This is a genomic window from Rhodococcus sp. MT28, from assembly GCF_058792695.1.
In genome coordinates this window covers 19,116-37,551 of sequence record NZ_JBXAFD010000002.1, presented here as the reverse complement: position 1 = coordinate 37,551, position 18,436 = coordinate 19,116, and the positions used below count along the sequence as shown (strand labels likewise).

General features: G+C 61.4%; 19 protein-coding genes. 11 read left to right on the top strand and 8 right to left on the bottom strand.

Going from position 1 to position 18,436, the window contains the following annotated elements:
* Positions 1–38: 38 nt before the first annotated feature.
* Positions 39–800 (top strand): IclR family transcriptional regulator, encoded by a 762-nt coding sequence (locus AC1Q6C_RS08465; protein WP_003942865.1) that lies wholly within the window; start codon positions 39–41, stop codon positions 798–800.
* Here the strand turns inward: AC1Q6C_RS08465 and helR are convergent.
* Positions 762–2,984 carry an RNA polymerase recycling motor ATPase HelR gene (helR, locus tag AC1Q6C_RS08460; protein WP_492651203.1) on the bottom strand — a complete coding sequence of 741 codons (2,223 nt, stop codon included), beginning with the start codon at positions 2,982–2,984 and terminating at the stop codon, positions 762–764. The genes AC1Q6C_RS08465 and helR overlap by 39 nt on opposite strands.
* Before the next feature lie 282 nt (positions 2,985–3,266).
* On the opposite strand from helR, the gene AC1Q6C_RS08455 reads away from it, so the two are divergent.
* From AC1Q6C_RS08455 to AC1Q6C_RS08440, 4 genes are all read left to right on the top strand, one after another.
* Positions 3,267–3,731: a hypothetical protein gene (locus AC1Q6C_RS08455; protein WP_225320190.1), complete on the top strand. Its 465-nt coding sequence runs from the start codon at positions 3,267–3,269 to the stop codon at positions 3,729–3,731.
* A gap of 302 nt (positions 3,732–4,033) precedes the next feature.
* Entirely contained in the window at positions 4,034–4,270 is a 237-nt protein-coding gene (mbp1, locus tag AC1Q6C_RS08450) for a microaggregate-binding protein 1 (RefSeq protein WP_003943084.1), read from the top strand.
* Positions 4,271–4,412: 142 nt separating this feature from the next.
* Positions 4,413–6,581 (top strand): catalase, encoded by a 2,169-nt coding sequence (locus tag AC1Q6C_RS08445; protein WP_003943216.1) that lies wholly within the window; start codon positions 4,413–4,415, stop codon positions 6,579–6,581.
* 87 nt (positions 6,582–6,668) lie between these two features.
* The gene (locus tag AC1Q6C_RS08440; RefSeq protein WP_003943161.1) at positions 6,669–6,938 is read left to right on the top strand and encodes a DUF7218 family protein; all 270 of its coding nucleotides are present in this window, start codon (positions 6,669–6,671) and stop codon (positions 6,936–6,938) included.
* Positions 6,939–6,995: 57 nt separating this feature from the next.
* Here the strand turns inward: AC1Q6C_RS08440 and AC1Q6C_RS08435 are convergent, their stop codons facing one another.
* Entirely contained in the window at positions 6,996–7,301 is a 306-nt protein-coding gene (locus tag AC1Q6C_RS08435; RefSeq protein ID WP_007735689.1) for a hypothetical protein, read from the bottom strand.
* 159 nt (positions 7,302–7,460) lie between these two features.
* Here AC1Q6C_RS08435 and AC1Q6C_RS08430 point away from each other — a divergent pair, with 159 nt between their 5' ends.
* Complete coding sequence (locus tag AC1Q6C_RS08430; protein WP_051649630.1) at positions 7,461–8,609, top strand: glutamate--cysteine ligase 2; 1,149 nt, start codon at positions 7,461–7,463, stop codon at positions 8,607–8,609.
* Between the two features lie 77 nt (positions 8,610–8,686).
* The gene (locus AC1Q6C_RS08425; RefSeq protein ID WP_158170736.1) at positions 8,687–9,214 is read left to right on the top strand and encodes a CinA family protein; all 528 of its coding nucleotides are present in this window, start codon (positions 8,687–8,689) and stop codon (positions 9,212–9,214) included.
* A 298-nt stretch (positions 9,215–9,512) separates the two neighbouring features.
* Here the strand turns inward: AC1Q6C_RS08425 and AC1Q6C_RS08420 are convergent, their stop codons facing one another.
* Entirely contained in the window at positions 9,513–10,211 is a 699-nt protein-coding gene (locus AC1Q6C_RS08420) for a PHP domain-containing protein (protein WP_252194662.1), read from the bottom strand.
* Between the two features lie 60 nt (positions 10,212–10,271).
* Entirely contained in the window at positions 10,272–10,970 is a 699-nt protein-coding gene (locus AC1Q6C_RS08415; protein ID WP_225320187.1) for a TetR/AcrR family transcriptional regulator, read from the bottom strand.
* Between the two features lie 219 nt (positions 10,971–11,189).
* On the opposite strand from AC1Q6C_RS08415, the gene AC1Q6C_RS08410 reads away from it, so the two are divergent.
* Genes AC1Q6C_RS08410 through AC1Q6C_RS08400 form a run of 3 tightly spaced genes read left to right on the top strand, consistent with a single transcriptional unit; the run spans position 11,190 to position 14,691 of the window.
* Complete coding sequence (locus tag AC1Q6C_RS08410; RefSeq protein ID WP_007735697.1) at positions 11,190–12,560, top strand: MFS transporter; 1,371 nt, start codon at positions 11,190–11,192, stop codon at positions 12,558–12,560.
* Positions 12,561–12,574: 14 nt separating this feature from the next.
* Positions 12,575–13,039 carry a MaoC family dehydratase gene (locus tag AC1Q6C_RS08405; RefSeq protein ID WP_003943225.1) on the top strand — a complete coding sequence of 155 codons (465 nt, stop codon included), beginning with the start codon at positions 12,575–12,577 and terminating at the stop codon, positions 13,037–13,039.
* 14 nt (positions 13,040–13,053) lie between these two features.
* Complete coding sequence (locus AC1Q6C_RS08400) at positions 13,054–14,691, top strand: AMP-binding protein (RefSeq protein WP_492666643.1); 1,638 nt, start codon at positions 13,054–13,056, stop codon at positions 14,689–14,691.
* Positions 14,692–14,698: 7 nt separating this feature from the next.
* Here AC1Q6C_RS08400 and AC1Q6C_RS08395 read toward each other — a convergent pair whose 3' ends face one another.
* The 3 genes from AC1Q6C_RS08395 to AC1Q6C_RS08385 all read right to left on the bottom strand — a co-directional run bounded on the left by AC1Q6C_RS08395 (position 14,699) and on the right by AC1Q6C_RS08385 (position 16,309).
* Positions 14,699–15,061, bottom strand: coding sequence for a hypothetical protein (locus AC1Q6C_RS08395; protein WP_225320185.1), 363 nt, complete (start codon positions 15,059–15,061; stop codon positions 14,699–14,701).
* A gap of 88 nt (positions 15,062–15,149) precedes the next feature.
* A complete protein-coding gene (locus AC1Q6C_RS08390) occupies positions 15,150–15,587 on the bottom strand; it encodes a hypothetical protein (protein ID WP_030537423.1) in 438 nt (145 codons plus the stop codon).
* The gene (locus AC1Q6C_RS08385) at positions 15,584–16,309 is read right to left on the bottom strand and encodes a TetR/AcrR family transcriptional regulator (protein WP_007735703.1); all 726 of its coding nucleotides are present in this window, start codon (positions 16,307–16,309) and stop codon (positions 15,584–15,586) included. The genes AC1Q6C_RS08390 and AC1Q6C_RS08385 overlap by 4 nt, the downstream gene beginning before the upstream one ends.
* A gap of 100 nt (positions 16,310–16,409) precedes the next feature.
* Between AC1Q6C_RS08385 and AC1Q6C_RS08380 the strand changes: the two genes are divergently transcribed.
* Entirely contained in the window at positions 16,410–16,787 is a 378-nt protein-coding gene (locus tag AC1Q6C_RS08380) for a VOC family protein (RefSeq protein WP_003943112.1), read from the top strand.
* On the opposite strand, the gene AC1Q6C_RS08375 is transcribed toward AC1Q6C_RS08380, so the two are convergent.
* Entirely contained in the window at positions 16,775–18,391 is a 1,617-nt protein-coding gene (locus AC1Q6C_RS08375) for a helix-turn-helix domain-containing protein (protein WP_492666519.1), read from the bottom strand. The genes AC1Q6C_RS08380 and AC1Q6C_RS08375 overlap by 13 nt on opposite strands.
* Positions 18,392–18,436 lie beyond the last annotated feature (45 nt).

Here is an 18,436-nt window from a genome sequence, read left to right as displayed (position 1 = left end):
CGCCAGGGAACTGTCTCACTCAGCGATACGCTGGGGAGGTGACTGGCAGCGCAAACCTCGACACCGTGCTCGGCAAGGCGGTGACGATCCTGCGCGCCTTCCGGGCCGACGACCACGTGTTGCCTCTGGCCACCCTGGTCCAGCGGACGGGCCTGCACAAGGCGACGGTGCACCGCCTGGCCAACGAACTGGTCGCGAACCGGCTACTCGACCGTATCGACGGTGGCTACCGGCTCAGCGGCGGCCTCTTCGAACTCGGCATGCTCGCCTCTCTCGAACGTAGCCTCCTGGAGATGGCGATGCCGTTCCTCCAGGACCTGTACGAGCGGACCCACGAGACAGTCCACCTGGGGGTCCGTGACGGCCACGACGTCGTATACGTCGCGAAGATCGGCGGACACCGGCAAGCCAACTCGCCGTCCCGGACCGGTGGCCGGATACCGCTGTATTGCACCGCAATCGGCAAGGCGCTCCTGGCATTCTCCGACAACGAGTTTCGCCGCGAGGTGCTGTCGGAGCCGATGACGCGCCGGACCCCGCACACAATTGTTGCGCCCGGCATTCTCAACACCCAACTGAACCGAGTGGTCGAGACCGGTATTGCGTTCGAGCGCGAGGAATCAGCGCCGGGTCTCGCATGCGTTGCGGCGCCGGTATTCGGAACCAATGACAAACCCGTCGCGGCCATCAGTGTCACCGGTCCCACCAGTCGCTTCGTCCCCGAGAGCCAGGTGTCCTACGTGCGCGCTGCTGCCGAAGGCCTACACAGCACGATCGCTCGCCGCGAACGATTGCGGTGATCTGGCCGTCCCGACCCGGACGAGCCCGGTCAATGCGTGCGGCAATGGCCCCTCGTGTAGGACGCCGAGACGTTGGGTCGCGCGGGTGAGGGCGACATAGAGTTCAGACGCACCGCGTGGGCCGTCGGCGATGATTCGCTCCGGTTCCACGACGAGCACGGCATCGAACTCGAGGCCCTTCGTTTCCGAAACCGGCACAGCGCCGGGCACACTCGCAGGTCCGATGACGACGCTCGTACCCTCGCGTCCGGCCTCGTCCTGATTGAATTCGTCGATGGCGGAGGCTAGTTCGTCGGCGGAGATTCGCTTGGACCACGGTTGGACCCCGCAGGCGCGGACGGACTCGGGTGGCTGGACGTCTGGCGCGAACTCGGCGAGCAAGGCGGCGGCGACGCTCATGATCTCGGCGGGGGTGCGATAGTTCACCGACAGGGATCGGTAGATCCAGCGGCCGGGGACGTACGGCTCCATCATCGTCGCCCACGAGCGAGCACCTGCGGGTGAACGTCGTTGCGCGAGATCACCTACCACCGTGAAAGACCGGTCCGGGCAGCGGCGCATCAGGACTCGCCAGTCCATCTCGGACAGCTCTTGTGCCTCGTCGACCACGATATGCCTGTACGTCCAGTCTCGGTCAGCAGCAGCGCGTTCGGCGAGCTCCCGGGTATCGCGTTCGACGAAACGATCCGCCAGGTCCTCGGCGTACAGCATGTCCTGGGCGAGGAGATGATCCTCGTCGTCCATCAAGTCTTCACGACTGATCATCATGTCCAGCACGCCCGCTGCATACGCAGCCTCGTCGCGGCGTTCACGTTCGGCACTCTGGTCGACGGGCTTGTCCCGGCCGAGCATGTCCACCAATTCGTCGAGAAGCGGAACGTCGGACACCGTCCAGGCATCGCCCTCTCGGCGCAACAGTGTCTCGTCTGCGCCTGCCTTGCGTAGGCGTTCCGGCGAAGTAAACAGCTGTGTCAGTAGCTCTTTCGGTGTCAGGATCGGCCAGAGTGCGTCGAGTGCGGCGGCGAACGCGTCATTCTCCGCCAACTCTGCGGTCAGATCTGCGCGCACTTGTTCCCAGGCTTCACGGTCACTGCGTGTCAACCATCCCTTGCCGATCCGCGCTATCGCCCGCTCGGTCAGTGCCCAGGTGACGATTTCGGTGAACACAGTGCGAGCGTCGTTGTGGGGGAGTCCGCTCGAACGAGCTTCTTCTCGGGCCCACTCCGCCGTTTCGGCGTCGATTCGCACTGTGACGTCCGCCAATTCGATCAACAACGGGTTCTCGGGCAATCGCTGATGATCGGCAATCGCTGCGCCGAGAACGTCCAGGATCTTCAGCGAGCCTTTGAGCCCAGCGGCCTCAGGAGCGTCCTCGGCGGTGACGCGTAAACCCGGAACGAGATCACCGGTGGTCATGAACACCACGTCGGACTCGCCCAGCGAGGGCAGTACGCGGCCGATGTGGTTCAGGAACGCCGGGTTCGGCCCGACCACGAGAACGCCGTGACGTTCCATTCGCTCTCGCTGCGTGTAGAGCAGGTAGGCGACGCGGTGCAAGGCGACGACGGTTTTCCCGGTACCGGGGCCACCTTCGATCACCAGAACCCCGGGGTGTTCGAGTCGGACGATGTCGTCCTGCTCGGCCTGGATCGTGGCCACGATGTCGCGCATGCCCTCACCTCGCGGTGCGTTAACCGCAGCGAGCAAGGCGGAATCGCTGTGGGTGTCGTGTTCTGCGCCGTCAGGGCGCCCGAGTACCTCGTCGGTGAATTCGACCACGTGTCGACTGCGTGTGTGGAACTGACGGCGTCGACGCATGTTCTCCGGGTTTGCAGCGGTGGCAACGTAGAACGGGCGAGATGCCGGCGCCCGCCAATCGAGCAGCACCGGTTCGTAGTCGTTGTCCGCATCGAGAAGGCCGATTCGGCCGATGTACGAAGTCTCACCCGACAGCGAGTCCAACCGGCCGAAGCACAGGCCGTTGTCGGCTACGTCCAGCCTCTTCACCTCTTTGGCGAGCGCGCGCACCTCGGCGTCGCGTTCCATGAGTGCTTCGCCGTTTCCGCGCAGAGCGGTGTTGTACCTGCCCTTGACTCGGGCGCGCTCCGCATCGAGGCGAGCGTAGAGCCCCTCCACATAGTTCCGCTCGGACCGCAGTTCTTCTTCGTATCCCTGGGTTGGCACGTGCCCTCACTTCCGCTGGCTGTTCCGATCCCGTAGTGGGTCGTGCGGGATCGGAAGAGCCATTTTGCGGCACTACCCGGGCCTTGCCGCAAGGCCCCCGGTGCGATATACATTGGTAGTGGAAGGGAGTGTCGATCCTCCCCCGGCTTTTTCCCACAGATCCTCTCGCGACCCCCCCAGCCTGATGCACGGCTCCCAGCCTGGTCGATGTTTGGACCCCGAGTGTCACGGGTACAAATCCAGTGACCGGTGTTCCAAAATCGGTTCCCCTCATGAACTTACGTGGATCGAGGGATTGTGAAGGCGATACTGGCAACGGCCGCGAGCATCCTTCTGGTGGTTGCCCTGGCCGTCGCCGTCTTGCTTCTCCTTTCCGGATCACCGCGCGAAGGTACTTCGCACGAGCTCGCCGATACGGTTCACACGATCGGTGGGAAGCCGACAACCTGCACCGAGTTGTTCGGTGAAACATGCAGCTTTGCTTTGCAGTCGGACTACAACCAGTGGGGACAAAACCTCGAGGGTTTTGTCAATGCCGGGACCCTCGGACCTTTCGCCCGCAGTATCGGCTTCGTGGCGGAGGCGAAACTGAGCTTGCAGGCATGCGAGGTCAGCGCAACCGCCGGGCGGACGATTCTCGATTTCTACACTCTCGCCGAGATCGACCACCCCACGGCCACCACCACCGACCTCTTCCCCTTCTGGAACGAGTCCCGCCAATTCCTGTGCCCGGTAAACAGTTTCTGAGAATGCTGTTTGCTATTTGAGATGTTCGAGACGCATCGCTCGCTCGGAGCCAGGTTGGGCGCAAGCGCGCGAATCGTGGACAGCGTTCCGCCCACGGGGGGATCGGTCTGTAACTGGCTCATGAGCACTGAATAACACACGAGAGTGAACGGCACTCCCCTCGGTGGCCGCTTCTTGTACGCGTTGCGGCGTGTCGGTGCACGGATGTTTATGCGAATTTCGACGGGGTAGGGCCTTCTGTGGGGGATTCCTACCTGTGTGGGATCCCGGAGCAACAATCCGAAACGTATTGGAGGGTCAACGTGCCAGATGACAAGAGCGGTCCCAGCGAGGGAATCAAAGGCGTCGTAGAGGACGTCAAGGGTAAGGCCAAGGAAGCCGTGGGTGCGGTTTCCGGAAACGACAGTTTGACCCGAGAGGGCCGCGCCCAGCAGGACAAGGCCGAAAGCCAGCGAGAAGTCGCGAAGAAAGAGGCAGAAGCCGAGAAGGCTCGCGCAGAAGCGGCCGCGGACGAAGCGCGACAGAAGTCCGAGCAATAGCCCTGACGCACTCGTCACCCTCGGCCTGGGATTGATCCCAGCCGGGGGTGAGTCGTGGCTCCGCGTTCAGTTTGAAATCTCTACTTACATAAGGCGTAACAAGATTCTTGCGCCCAGCATGACGATCAAGAGGAGCTGTTCGATGCCTTCATCTCAGTCCGTCCCAGGTGCACCGGCCCCGAAAGCGCCGGACCTGAAAGAGCCGGTCAAGCCTCGACAGCCGTTGCCGCCCAAGGATGACCAGCGGCAGCCGGAGGTGCGTACCGTCGCGGGTGCCGAGGAGAAGGTGAAGGGAAATGGTCGCGGCCAGCGGGGGGAGTACCTCACCACCGCAACCGGTACACGTCTCTACGAGACCGACCACTCACTCACTGCCGGCGAGCGTGGCCCGACTCTTCTTCAAGACCACCACCTGCGTGAGAAGATCACACACTTCGATCACGAGCGAATTCCGGAGCGCGTCGTCCACGCCCGCGGGGCGGCCGCACACGGAACGTTCCTGGCGAATGGCGCGGCCGAAAACATCTGTAAAGCATCGGTGTTCGCTTCCGGTGCTCGAACCCCGGTGTTCGTGCGGTTCTCGACGGTGCTGGGTTCACGAGGTTCGGCGGACACCGTACGCGACACACGCGGTTTCGCCACCAAGTTCTACACCGACGAAGGTGTCTTCGACCTGGTGGGCAACAACATCCCGGTGTTCTTCATCCAGGACGGCATCAAATTCCCGGACATCATCCATGCCGCGAAGCCCCACCCGGACCGCGAGATCCCGCAGGCGCAGAGCGCGCACGACACATTCTGGGATTTCGTGTCGCTGCACACCGAGGCCACGGCGCACACATTGTGGAACATGTCCGATCGCGGCATCCCGCGCTCCTATCGCATGATGGAGGGCTTCGGTATTCACACGTTCAGGCTCGTGAATGCCGACGGCGAGACGAATCTGGTGAAATTCCACTGGAAGCCGGCCGCCGGAGTGCATTCACTCGTGTGGGAGGAAGCGCAGATCGCCGGCGGTGTGGATCCGGATTTCCATCGACGCGATCTTGCCGACGCCATCGAGGCGGGCGCATATCCGTCCTGGGATCTGGGCGTGCAGGTGTTCCCTGATACCGAAGACGAAATGTTCGAAGGCATAGATCTATTGGATCCCACCAAGATCGTGCCCGAAGAACTCGCGCCGGTTCAGGTCATCGGAACGATGACACTCGACGCCAATCCGACGAACTTCTTCGCCGAGACCGAGCAGGTTGCATTCCATCCGGGTCACTTGGTTCCGGGTGTCGACATCACCAACGATCGTCTCCTGCAGGCACGTTTGTTCTCGTACCTCGACACCCAGATCACGCGACTCGGTGGCCCCAATTTCGATCAGATCCCGATCAACCGGCCTCACGCGCCTGTCAACGACATGCTTCGCGACGGCTTTCATCAGGACGGTGTACATACCGGAGTTGCGCCGTACCATCCCAATTCGTTGGACGGTGGGTGCCCGTTCTTGGCCTCGGCGGAGAGTGCGGCCTATATCGAGGTGCCCGAAGAAGTTTCAGGGCGAAAGGTGAGGCAGGCGCCGGCATCGTTCGACGATCACTTCTCGCAAGCTCGACTCTTCTATCGCAGTCTCTCCCCTGTCGAGCAGGAGCACGTCGCGCAGGCGTATACCTTCGAATTGGGTAAGTGCTACGAGGAGAACATCAAGACCCGGAATCTGGGCATCTTGGCGAATATCGACGCGGGTCTCGTGTCGATCGTCGCAGGGGGGCTTGGCCTTCCGGTTCCCGAACCGACCGAGCCGTTGAGTGATCCGGAGCTCAGCCCTGCACTGTCCCAGGTTGGTGCGGAATGGCCGGTAGACGGAAGGATCATCGCACTACTGGTCGATGAGAACTCCGATCTCGAAACGGTTGTCGCCGTTCGAGACAAGATCTTCGACGCCGGCATGGTGCCGCTGATCCTCGGACCGCACGGCGGAACCATCGGGGACGGTGACGACGCGGTGACGGTGCAGCGAACGTACCTCACAGCTCGTTCGATCGAATTCGATGCAATCCTGCTGAGCGGCGACGTTTCTCGGATCGGCGAGGGCAAGTTGGATCCACGGGTGGAGACTCTGCTGAACGAAATGTATCGTCACAGCAAGGCAATTGGTGGTTGGGGAGAGAGCATGAGTGCGCTGGCTGCGGCCGGTATCGACGAGTCTGCATTGGGAGTCGTCGTCGATGCAGACGCGGAAGGAGCGCTCGCCTCGCTGGCTCAGCTTCTGAAGACGCACCGCGTGTGGGGGCGTTTCGAGGTGCCGCCTACATCCTGAGTGCCGACGTACGTTCGAACCTGCGGTGTGGCCGAATTGCCAGTTCGGCCACACCGTTGGAGTGAAGACGAGTGAAGGGACGAAACAGTGGCTCGCAAGGACTCACAACCTCAACTCAAGGATCAAGAACTCTACGAAGAGCTACGCGAGAAGGGCGATTCCAAGGAGAAGGCGGCCCGAATCTCCAATGCGGCCGCCAATCGAGGGCGGTCGAATGTCGCCAAGTCCGGCGGACAATCCTCGCCGTACGAGGAGTGGACAGTCGACGAGCTGAAGAAACGTGCCAAGGAACTCGATCTGCACGGCTATTCGAAGCTGAACAAGGGTGAGCTGATCGAGCAACTCCGCACTCACTGAGCTGTGTTCTGCTCGAGTCGTATTCTGCTTGTGCAGAATACGACTCGAGCGGTCGGTTCAGTGCCCTTCTTGATCGAAGAGTTCCTGACCTTCCAGTCGTTTGACCCGTCGGTGTTCCATCAAGATGGCCAGTGTTCCGACGATGAAGGACACCACGCACACGACGCCGGCAATGACTGCCCAACCACGAAATCCGTAACCTGCTGCCACCAAGGTCAATCCGAGTGTTGCCAGACCCAGCCCGATCAGCAGGTATCCGGGATAGTTGCGACCGTCGCTGATTGCCTCCCCTACGTGCGATCGATTTGTGTGTTCGTCATCTACCGGTGAACTTTCGCTCGCGTTTGTCACGGCACACTCCATCCTGAGCTCATGAAGACTTGCGATTCTTCGCTCGTCGCGGTCCACAGGGCAACTACCCGATCGGTGACTGGATGAAACGGTTGGAGTAGTGCCGAAAGGGGTAGAAGGTCGTACGCTCGAAGTATCGGAAGTGGATGAAAACCGGTGCGAGGAAGGCCTATGAACGCGAAGCCGACTCCCGACATATTCTCGGTAGGTACACCGACTCTCGGTGTCGAAGAGGAGTTCTTGCTCTGCGATCCGCAGACTGGACATCCCGCTCTGCGCAACTCCGAGGTTGCTGCCGCCGGGCGGGAACTCGGTATCTCGCTGCAACTCGAACTCACGCGCTGTCAGGTGGAGACGTCCACGTCGATCGGAAACCATATTCGTGATCTTCGTGATCAACTCTGTGAGTCGCGTGCCGTCACCGCCGACGCCGCTGCCCGTGTGGGTTGTCAACTCATCGCAGTCGGGACGCCGTTCTACGATCCGCCGGTAGACGAGATCACTCAAACGTCGCGATACCAGCGAATGGCCGGTCAATTCGGAGCGATCACCGAAGGTGTGATGTGTGGTTGCCACATTCATGTCGGTGTGGAAGATCGAGAACGATCGGTCCAGATCATCAACCATCTGCGCCCATGGTTACCGACCTTGTTGGCACTGACGGCGAACTCTCCGATCAGCGCCGGTCGCGATACCGGTTATGCGAGTTGGCGTTACGTTCTGTTCGGCCGATGGCCCAGTTCGGGTCCGCCGCCCTACTTCGAGTCCGTGGCGCACTACGAAGATGCTGTTGCAGCAATGCTGGAGACAGGGGTCATTCTCGATCCACACATGGTCTATTGGGATGTGCGCATGTCGGATCACCTTCCCACCGTGGAGATTCGGATCAGCGACGTGCCCGCCACCGTGGAGGAGACGATGACTCTGGCCACACTGGTGCAGGCACTCGTCGGTACCGCATCCGCCGCGATCACGAAAGGTGAAGCAGCGCCTGCTGTCGATCACGAGCTACTCCGCGCGGCTTGCTGGCGGGCGGCGCGTGACGGACTCGACGGGAGGTCGCTGGACGTGGAATCCGTGCGCTTGCTGACTGCACACCAGGCGGTTCGGCAATTGGTGGATCACGTCGAACCTGCGTTGACTGCATTCGGAGAATTCGAGCAGGTCACGGCCTCCTTGGACAAGGTGTTCAGCAACGGAAACGGGGCGATCGTGCAGCGCCGTCAACTCACGCGTCGGTCACGTGTAGCTGATGTGATCGACGAGTGCGCTCGACGCACTTTCGAAGGGTGCAGTTCGCAAGGGGGCAGTGAGCTGTAAGGCACGGTTGGAATGGGCATTCGAGAACTTTCAATGTCTTGTCGAAGTCACCGATCGGACTGCAGGAGGAGGAACATATGAATGGCGATCCACGACCCGAGCTTCCGTCGGACAAGGATCTCGACGATATGTGCAGGCAATTGGCTGCGGCAGTAGAGGAAAACGGTCTGTCGGTGGCGACGGCGGAATCGTTGACTGCCGGGAACATCGCCGCACATCTGGGAAAGGCGCCGGACGCCGGATCGTGGTTTTGTGGTGGGATCGTCGCGTACACCCGCGAGGTGAAACATTCCGTACTTCATGTTCCGGACGGGCCAGTGGTCTGCGAAGAGGCAGCCAGGGTCATGGCGCACAGCACCGCCACACTGATGGGTGCGTCGCTAACGCTGGCCGTCACCGGTGAAGCCGGTCCTGATACCCAGGAGAACGTTCGACCCGGAACTGTGTGGTTCGGAGTCGTCGACCATGGGACCGCCGAAACGGAGAAGCAGGTTTTCTCGGGCGACCCCGAAGCTGTCCTCGGTGCAACTGTCGAGCACGCGATCCAACTACTTCTGCGTCACGCATCCGGTCGCCACACACCGAGTTCGAGAGTTGTGAACTAGTCGAGTTTTCAACTCTTCGAACGGTTCTTCTTGTGACGACCTGTGTGTTTCGCAGGCGCCTGCGCGGTTGGAACCAGATGACCGTCGGCCGTGTATTTTTCGACTACGAGGTTCTTGCTGACTCCTCGGTTCGCATCCACTGCGCAAGTGATTGCTTCCTTGTCGGAATTGAAAGGTTCCTCGGTCGAAGAGCCGTCGGGCATCGTGATTTTGTACCGATCCATACATCGACTATTGCGGGTTGATCCGTCTCCGACAACCCGAGCTCACGGAAATATCGGTCTGGGAATCAGGCGGATCAGCGGGTCCAATACTCTTCGGGACGTTGACCCGGACGGAATCCGTAGTGCGCGAGCATCGCGGTCGCTTCCGGAAAATTGGCTGCCAGAGCTTCGGGCACATGTGCATCGCTGCCGAATGTCACCGCTTTACCTCCCTCTTCGCTCCACCATTGGGTTATCCAGGGCCACAGCCGACGGGTGTTCATCTCGAGGATCCGGTCGCTGTCGGCGATGGCGCGCATCGCATTTCGGAATCCCTCTTCGAATCGACGGGGATCGAAAGGTCCGGCACTTTCGATCGGCCATGCACGCACCGCGTAGTCGATATGGGTGAACACCTCGAAGGTCCGAGAGCCAGCCACCATACGCGGGATCTCATCGAGGTATGCCCACATGACTTCGTCGGCACTCCACTTTCGAAACAGAGTGTTCGGTTCACTCCGATCGTCGCCGACCTCGAGCGTGTGCAAGGAACCCAATACCCGGTCGATGACACCGAGATCAAGGAGGTGCGACGCCTGCGCTTCGTGCAGGTGCGGTTGTCCGAACTCGACGCCGGTGAGTATCCGCAATTCAGGAAAACGGTGTCGGCATCGTTCGATGCTGTCGAGATAGCCGCCGACGTCGAGGATCGGTGCGCGCGCAAGTCTGTTGCATTCGTCCGGATGCGTGCGACAGCGGTCCGCCGGTGTCCCACGACCACTCGCTGTGAACATGACTGTCCGCGGGTAGTTGCATGTTCAGTTCGTACCAGAGCCGGGAGTTTCGAGGGGCGGTTAAAGCTCGGACTGTCGCGCGAATTCGCTCTGTGCAGTGGTTCCCCAGATCTCGGAGGACTGAGTCTCGGGCTCGCTGTCCAGCTTTCGGACGTCGTGAATGAACTCCACACCGTGCAGTTCGTCGGACGGAACCGACAGAAGCTTGCACGTGGTGCTGACGAAGAATCGCTGGACATCTTCCAACTCGAGACGCCCACCGGGCCGGTACCAATGCGCGACCCCGGTACACATCTCGAGTATCGCGAGTCGGCTCAATGCCAGATCTTCGATGTCGAAGGCGCCCACGCGTTGTCCGCGTTCGAGGATCTGTCCGAAAAGTTGCTCGTACTCGTCGCGCAGGGTCTGCAACTCGATGCGGTTGTCTCCGGTCAACCCGCGCATCTCGTACTCGGCGACGCGGGCAGTCAGTTGGTTGACGGCGGTAATGCCGACGTGTGACGACACCAGGCCGGCGAGCTGGACTACGGGATCGGCGCTTCGGCGCATTGCCCGCTCTCCCGACTGCGTCAGCTCGTCGAGGCAGGACCGAATGATCGAGGCCAACAGTGACTCTTTGCTGCCGACGTAGTGGTAGAGCGTTGCCGAGTTGATGCCGGCTTCGGCTCCGAGCTCACGAATGCCGGTGGCGGCGAATCCTTTCGTCGCGAACAGCGTGACTGCCGCCCGTTGAACGCGCCCCAGGTCCATGATCCTCATTTCGGTTGGTTGCCCAATCATGCTAGCATCGCCGCCGAAATCGACCGGCTGTCAATCAGTCGATTGATAGCTGTTTGTGTACTGGCAAATTGCATATCAACTAATCAATCGATCGATTGAAATACGCTTGACTGTGCCCTGGGTCACTGCATAGTCTCCTTGTCGAGCCTCCCTCTCGGTGCGAGAGCTAACAGGGCACTCCATACAAGGAGCAATGACATGAACGACGCGAATCCCCCATCTCCCGCAACTGTCGACAGGCCTGCCCTGCGGCGTGTGGCCGGATCGGTTCTGGTCGGCACCACGATCGAGTGGTACGACTTTCAGATCTACGGCGCCTCCGCCGCGTTGGTCTTTGCGCCGCTGTTCTTTTCGGGCGCAGACCCCGCGCTGGCGACAATTCTTTCCTTCGCCACCTTCGCTGTCGGCTTCCTGGCGCGGCCACTCGGCGGTGTTGTGATGGGCCACTTCGGCGACCGCATCGGACGCAAGAAGGTCTTGGTGCTCGCACTTCTCTTGATGGGAGCAGCGACCTTCCTGGTCGGCGTCCTTCCGACCTCCGCCCAGATCGGTGTGTGGGCCCCGATTCTTCTCGTATTGCTGAGACTGATTCAGGGCTTCGGCGTCGGGGGTGAGTGGGGCGGTGCAGTTCTGACTGCTGTGGAATACGCACCCAAGAACCGCCGCGGTTTCTACGGCAGTATGCCGCAGGTCGGTGTGCCTGCTGGCCTTCTGCTGGCGACGGCCGTCATGTTCGGCACCAAGGCGCTCACCGGGGACCAATTCCTGGTGTGGGGGTGGAGAATTCCCTTCCTGCTGAGTATCGCGTTGGTCGCCGTCGGGCTTTACATTCGCACCGCGTTGGAAGAGACTCCCGCATTCGCTCGCGTGAAGCAGCAGAACACTGCGGTCAAGATTCCGATGGTCGACGCGTTCAAGAACTACCCTCGTCAAATCATTCTTGCCGCAGGTTCGATGATCAGCACGGGCGCTTACTTCTACATCCTCAACACCTACAGCCTGACCTACGCCGATCAGTTCGATCTGCTGTCCGGAAACCTCATGCTCGGAGCGGTCATGGTGTCCGCGCTCGTTGCAGTCATCTTCATTCCGATCTTCGGTCAACTGTCCGAAAAATTCGGCCGACGCCGGATCCTGATGGTCGGCATCACCGGCATGGGAGTGTGGGTCTTCGTTGCATTCGCCGCGATAGATACCGGCAACTTCTGGATCACCACCGGCGCATTGGCAGTCGGCGCATTCATGCTCAGCATCTCGTACGGGCCGCAGGCGACGTTCATCGCGGAACTGTTCGACGCACGGGTGCGGTACAGCGCAGCGTCCATCGCTTTTCAGATCGGGGTGCTCTTGGGTGGTGCAATCGCGCCGATGGTTGCCGCCATGTTGGTTCGCGCAACCGGTGGATCGCTTGCGGTCGCTGTGTATATCGCTGCCCTGTCTGTTATTTCGCTGATCAGCGTCTACTTCGTCCGTGACACCGACCTCGACGAAGGAAGTCGCGACATGTACATCGATGACAACGGGGCGTATCTGCCGCCGGTCGATCAACGCTCCACGGTTGTCAACTAATAGAGGAAACTTCAATGATCACAAAGAGTTTCGAAGAGATCTCTGTCGGAGACATTGCGGTGACGGACCCGCGGGTCGTCACCGAAGACTATGTGCGAAGTTTCGCCGACCTCACCTGGGACCGCCATCCCCTTCACCTCGACCCCGACTACGCGCAGCAGACGCGCTTCGGTCGCCAGATCGCCCACGGTGCCCTCATGTTGTCCACCTTGCTCGGTCTGGTGGAGTTGGACCCCCGTTACCTGCAGTGCTTCTACGGGCTCGATCAGGTCAGATTCCACCGGCCGACTTACCTCGGCGACTCGGTGCATGCGGTGTCGGAAGTGCTGTCGGTGCGCCCTCGCTCGGACGGTGAGACCGCGATCGTGACGTCGAAAGGCTCACTCGTCAACCAAGACGGAGACCTTGTCTTCTCCGGCGAATTCTCATTCCTGGTAGGCGAGACCCATTCCCTCGACCTCGAAGTGGGTGCTCGGTGAGTTCTCGGCGGCATATGTCATGGTGGCAGGACCTCGAAGCAGAACACTTCGAATGGGCTGTGCCAGAGCACTTCAACATTGCGCACGCATGTGTCGATGTACAGAATCCCGATGATCTGGCCCTCGTCGTAGACACCGGTGGGCACTGGGCGCGGTACACATTCGGTGAAGTCGCCACGATGAGCCGAAAGTTCGCGACCGTGCTCGCGGATCTCGGCCTGGTCTCAGGCGATCGCGTCGGTGTGATGGTCCCACAGGGAATCGAGGTTCTGGCGACACATCTGGGCGCCTTCCGATCCGGAATGGTCACCGTTCCACTTTCGGTCAAGTTCGGATCGGATGCGTTAGTACATCGGATGCGTGACTCCGGCGCGAAAGTTCTTGTGGTCGAGAAGGACTGCTATGAAAGAGTTGCCGACGGAATCGGTGAGATGCCGGGTCTCGAAGCCGTAATCGTGGTCGGAAGGCTCGATCGGCTCTCCGATTCGACGCCCGTGCAAATCCTCGATTTCCACAGCCTCGTCGACGATGCCGCAGAAAGTAGTGAACTGGTAGCCACGGGCCCCGATTCACATGCCATCATCATCTACACCTCAGGGACGACCGGGAATCCGAAAGGCGCGCTCCACGGGCACCGAATTCTCCTGGCGCACATGCCCGGTATGCGGACGGCGTTCGACAATGCTCCGCAGCTGGGAGACGTCTTCTGGACGCCGGCAGACTGGGCCTGGATCGGTGGTTTGTTCGACGTACTGTTCCCCGCACTTGCGTTGGGGTGCCCCGTAGTTGCGACGCCCGACAAATTCACGCCTTCGCGTGCGGTCGAGATTCTGAGCCGTCACAAGGTGACGGGCGCCTTCATTCCTCCCACTGCCCTCAAGCAGATGCGAAGCATCGGCGTCGACAAGACTGCTGCGCGTGGTATTCAGTTGCGGGCATTGGGAACCGGTGGTGAGGCACTCGGTGACGCGCTGCAAGCCTGGGTTGCGAGCACTCTCGGCGTAGCTGTCAACGAGTTCTACGGGCAGACGGAAATGAATCTGACCATCGGCACGTCGCGGTCGAAGTGGAGTCCCGCCAGCGGTTCGATGGGCCGCGCCTTCCCCGGCTTCGAAGTCACCCTCCTCGATCCACTCGGCGAGCCGGTCGAGATTGGTGAGGTAGGCGAGATCTGTGTGAAGGCAGGCAACCCCGGACAGTTCCTCGGATATTGGAACCAGCCGTCGAAGACCGATGAAAAGGTGTACGACGGTTGGATTCACACCGGTGATCTGGGTCGGACTGATGACGCCGGGAACTTCTGGTACCAGGGACGTGCCGATGACGTCATTTCGTCCGCGGGGTACCGAATCGGCCCCGGAGAGATCGAAGAGTGCCTGCTCTCGCACGACGAGGTAGCCATGGCAGGTGTCATCGGTGTTCCGGATCCGTTGCGCGGCGCAGCGGTTCACGCTTTTGTCGTACTGTCCGAGGGGTCGAACTCCTCGGAGGACCTCCGTCAGGAGTTGCAGACCCACGTGAAAAGTCGCCTTGCTTTCTACCAGTACCCGAGGGAGATCACGTTCATCGACAGCTTGCCGCTCACCACTACCGGCAAGATCCTCCGACGTGAACTCCGAGCGCTGGCCACCTCCGCGAACGGACTCGGCTAGCAGAGGGCTACATGTTGGGTAGGACCACCACGAAGAACCAGCCGCTCAGTGCCAGACCGATGAATCCGGTGAAGAGGCCGACTATTGCATCCCATGGCAGCTGGCGGGCATTCGAGAGCAGATGCCCGCCAGACTTCTTCGGGTGACGTCGGAGCGCGAAGATTCCTGTTGTGATCGCGCCGACGCCCAGCAGGATGCCGAAGCCGAAAGCCCAGAACAGGAGTACCGACAGCGCGCCGAGCATCTCAGACCGCTCACTCCAGCGTGCGATGCGCTGTGTTTCGGTGGGCGGAGGCCACTTGTGTGAAGGCGAGAGAGCTGCTCCGAAACGGCGGGTGTGGTGACGAATTGACTGGTCGCTGAGAAACATTGTCCACCACGCCTGGAGTTGAGTCGATGTGCCGCTGGTATCTACTCGTCTACCCCGTCTTCGCGGATATATGCCGCCGATTTCGAGGCTAGGTGCTTGCCGCTTCTTCCCAGGAGTTTCCGTTCCACACGATGGAGATGGGGTATTCGTTGTTGACCCCGTTTTCCCAGTAGTCGATGACGCCGTGGCGCTCCGATTCGAGTTCGATCCAGCCGATGCTGAATCCCCCTCGAAGTACGCATTGAGCCCGGCGGTCGATCTTGTCCAGGGAACTGCAGAGTCCTCGCACGCGGGAGTCGATCCAGCCCGCAGAGGCATCAAGAACGGTGATCTCGACGATGCTTGCGTCGCTCAGCGGAATCTCGATGAGAAGCTCGCCGGAATCTCGTACCTCTCGGGTCGATCGATTCTCGTAGGCGTGCAACAGCTCTCGCGGTTCGAACACCGAAGGGTCGCCGTCGGACCGTCGAGACCAACCGAAACGCTGCACGGACACATTGTCTCCCACGAATTGCAGGAATGTCATTCGATGTGAATGAGGCCGTCCAGGGCGTCCAGTACCCGGTCCAGCCCGAACTCCCAGGCCGCCTCGGGGCTGTACGGGGAGTTCTTAGCCTCGCCGGCCGCCCCTCCGACTCGCTGCGCCAGCGGGAAGTCGTCGCCGAGATAGGCAGCCAGACGCTGGTTCCAGGACGACCACACCTCGGCCATGTCGGCTGCTCGGGGGTCAGGGCGCCGCGCTTGCGCCGAGGATCGGGCGAAGTCGGCGACAAATGTCAGGGCGGAGTCCCGGTCGATGTCGCTCAGTCCCGTGCCGTCGAAGGCGTGAAGTTCGTGGTCGTACTTCGCGATAGTTCCCGGACCCAACGCGGAGCGCTGATCGGAGATGTCCAGGAGCCACCAATGCTCCGTATAGAGGGCAAGTTCTTCCTCGGCGACCCGACGCACACGTTGGCGCCAGGTCATGTTCCCGTACGGCAGGAGTGGGCTGTGTCCGTGTACGGCGTCGACCATGAGCACCAGCAGATCGTCGCGGGATCCGACGTGGGTGTACACCGCCATGCCCGAGATTCCGAGTTCGGCGGCCAATCGGCGGACCGTCACGGCGTCGAGGCCGTCGGTATTCGCGACGGAGATCGCGACGTCGACCGCCTGTGAGGTGGTGACCTTCGCTCGCGGGCCGCGGGTGCCACCCTTCGGCGCGAGGGGGTGATCGCGCCAGAGCAGGTCGATCAGTTCGCGGGCCATCAGTCGTCTCCAGAAATCGGGAATACCTCAACGGTGGTATACCTTATACGGTGCATACTGTATGCACTGCATAAGGTTTATCGATCATGGGAGGCCCACGATGAAAATCACCAGCACTGCTCTGTCCTTGAACGTCGCCGACACCGACGCATCGGCAGACTTCGCGAAAACCCATTTCGGTTTCACCGAGGCCATGGCCGATGACGGCTTCGTTTCCCTGAATCATCCGGATGCCGGGGTCAACGTGGTCTTCCTGCGCACCGGGCTCGGGACGTTCAAGCCCGACTTCGTCGCAGGTCCGGCCGGTCAAGGCTTGCTCATTGCATTCGTGGTCGACGATGTCGACGCCGAGTTCGCCCGCATCGCTGCTGAAGGTGCCTCCGTCGTCACCGAACCGGAGACGGAACCGTGGGGTGAGCGTTACTGCCAGTTCGTCGACCCCAACGGAATCGTGTGGCAACTCGTTCAGTGGGTGTGAAGAACCCGAGCGCTCGGCTCCGCGGCGCGCGGCACAGAACGTAACCAGAGGGCGCGTTCGACGGACTGGGCTTGGAAGCGCTGCGGTGAGATCCCGTGCGCAGTGCGAAACGCTCGGCTGAATGCGGGCAGGTGCGCGTAACCCAGGTTCCTCGACACCGTGCCGGGTGCAACCCCGAGTTGGAGTTGGGTGCGTGCCTGGGTCATCCGTGAAAGCGATCGCCACTGCGGATACGTGGTGCCGGTTTCGATACGGAACTCCCGGCGCAGCCTGGCCGCGTCAGTACCGAACTCTTGCGCCCACTCGCCCAGAGTGCGAGGGTCGGCCGGCCGGGCGGCGATCGTCGCTGCCAGTCGTGTGGCAATCGAATCGGCGGGCGAGGTGTTCGAAACCGGTTGTGCAAGAGGGCCGGTGGCGATGATGTCGAATGCTGCGGAACTGTCGTGGCCGTGCGGGCGCAAGGGCGTGTATGCGGCGACGAAAGTGTGCAGCAATGCCAACTCGTCAGCGGGGGAGAACTGCACGGTCTCGAGGGCGTCGGCAGATACGGTCGACCCGTTCGAGGAACGGAAGCCGAGCGGCAGAAGCAGTGAACCAGTCGGAACCGTGACGGTATTGAGGACGCCTGCAGGAAGAATCATGGCCTTTCCGGTGCGCAGTTCCCAACTGCGGTCCGCGACGTCCACCCGGGCTTGGCCTCGGTAGACCCACACGGCGACGTGGGCGCCGTTGACGCGCGGCCACGTCGCATTGGCCGGTATCGGCGGCGTTGTTTCCCCGGGCTGCCTGGGCTCTGCGAGCATGCGGACCAATGCTTGATCGTTGTCGGTGTCCACGCTGCGATCGGTTGGACCGGAGAGGGCCCGGCGGCGATAGTCGCTCGGGCTCTCTCCCATCTGGGACCGGAACGCACGCGTGAATCCGCTGCCCGTTTCGAAGCCGACTTCGTTTGCAATCCAACCGATCTCGCGGTCCTGCTTCAGGTACTCCAACGACGCGGCGATCCGAGCTCGAAGCCGCCAGCGCGTGAAGGTGAGGCCGGTTTCTTCCACGAAGTATCGCTGGAGCGTTCGAATGCTGATCCCGGCACGCTTCGCGAATTGTGCCTCGGTGTCGTCGGTGCCAGGTGTTCGCAACAGGGCGTGCGCGATCTCGAACGCTTCCCGTGATTGCGGCAATTGCGGCAGCGAGGTGGCCCCGTCGTCGGCCCGGGTAATCATTTCGAACAAGGACGACGAGTGTGCAGCGTCGCCGCGCAGATAGCCCAGGTTGTGAACGAACTCGTGGATCAGTCTGTCTTCCCATCCGGGCGGAACGCGCAGACGCGTCACGGTAGCCGGCCCGGCGCTGACGCCGTTCGAGGGCGGAAGCAGGATGGGAAACGCGACGGATTCCGAGTCCGTCTCCATCGAATATCGCACGCCCGCCGGGATCCACAGCAACTCGCCTGCCGGCACCTCGTAGACGGTCGATCCGGTCCTGACGCGTCCACTGCCTGCGAGAACCCAGAACAACAGGGGTGAGCGGCCGATGCTTGGCTCGGTGCGGCAGGCGCGGATCGGCCCCAAGTCGATTGCGTCCGACCTTCCCGATAGTGGTAACACGTTGGCGCTCCTGGACAACCCTTGCGACTTAAGTATGGCTAACTT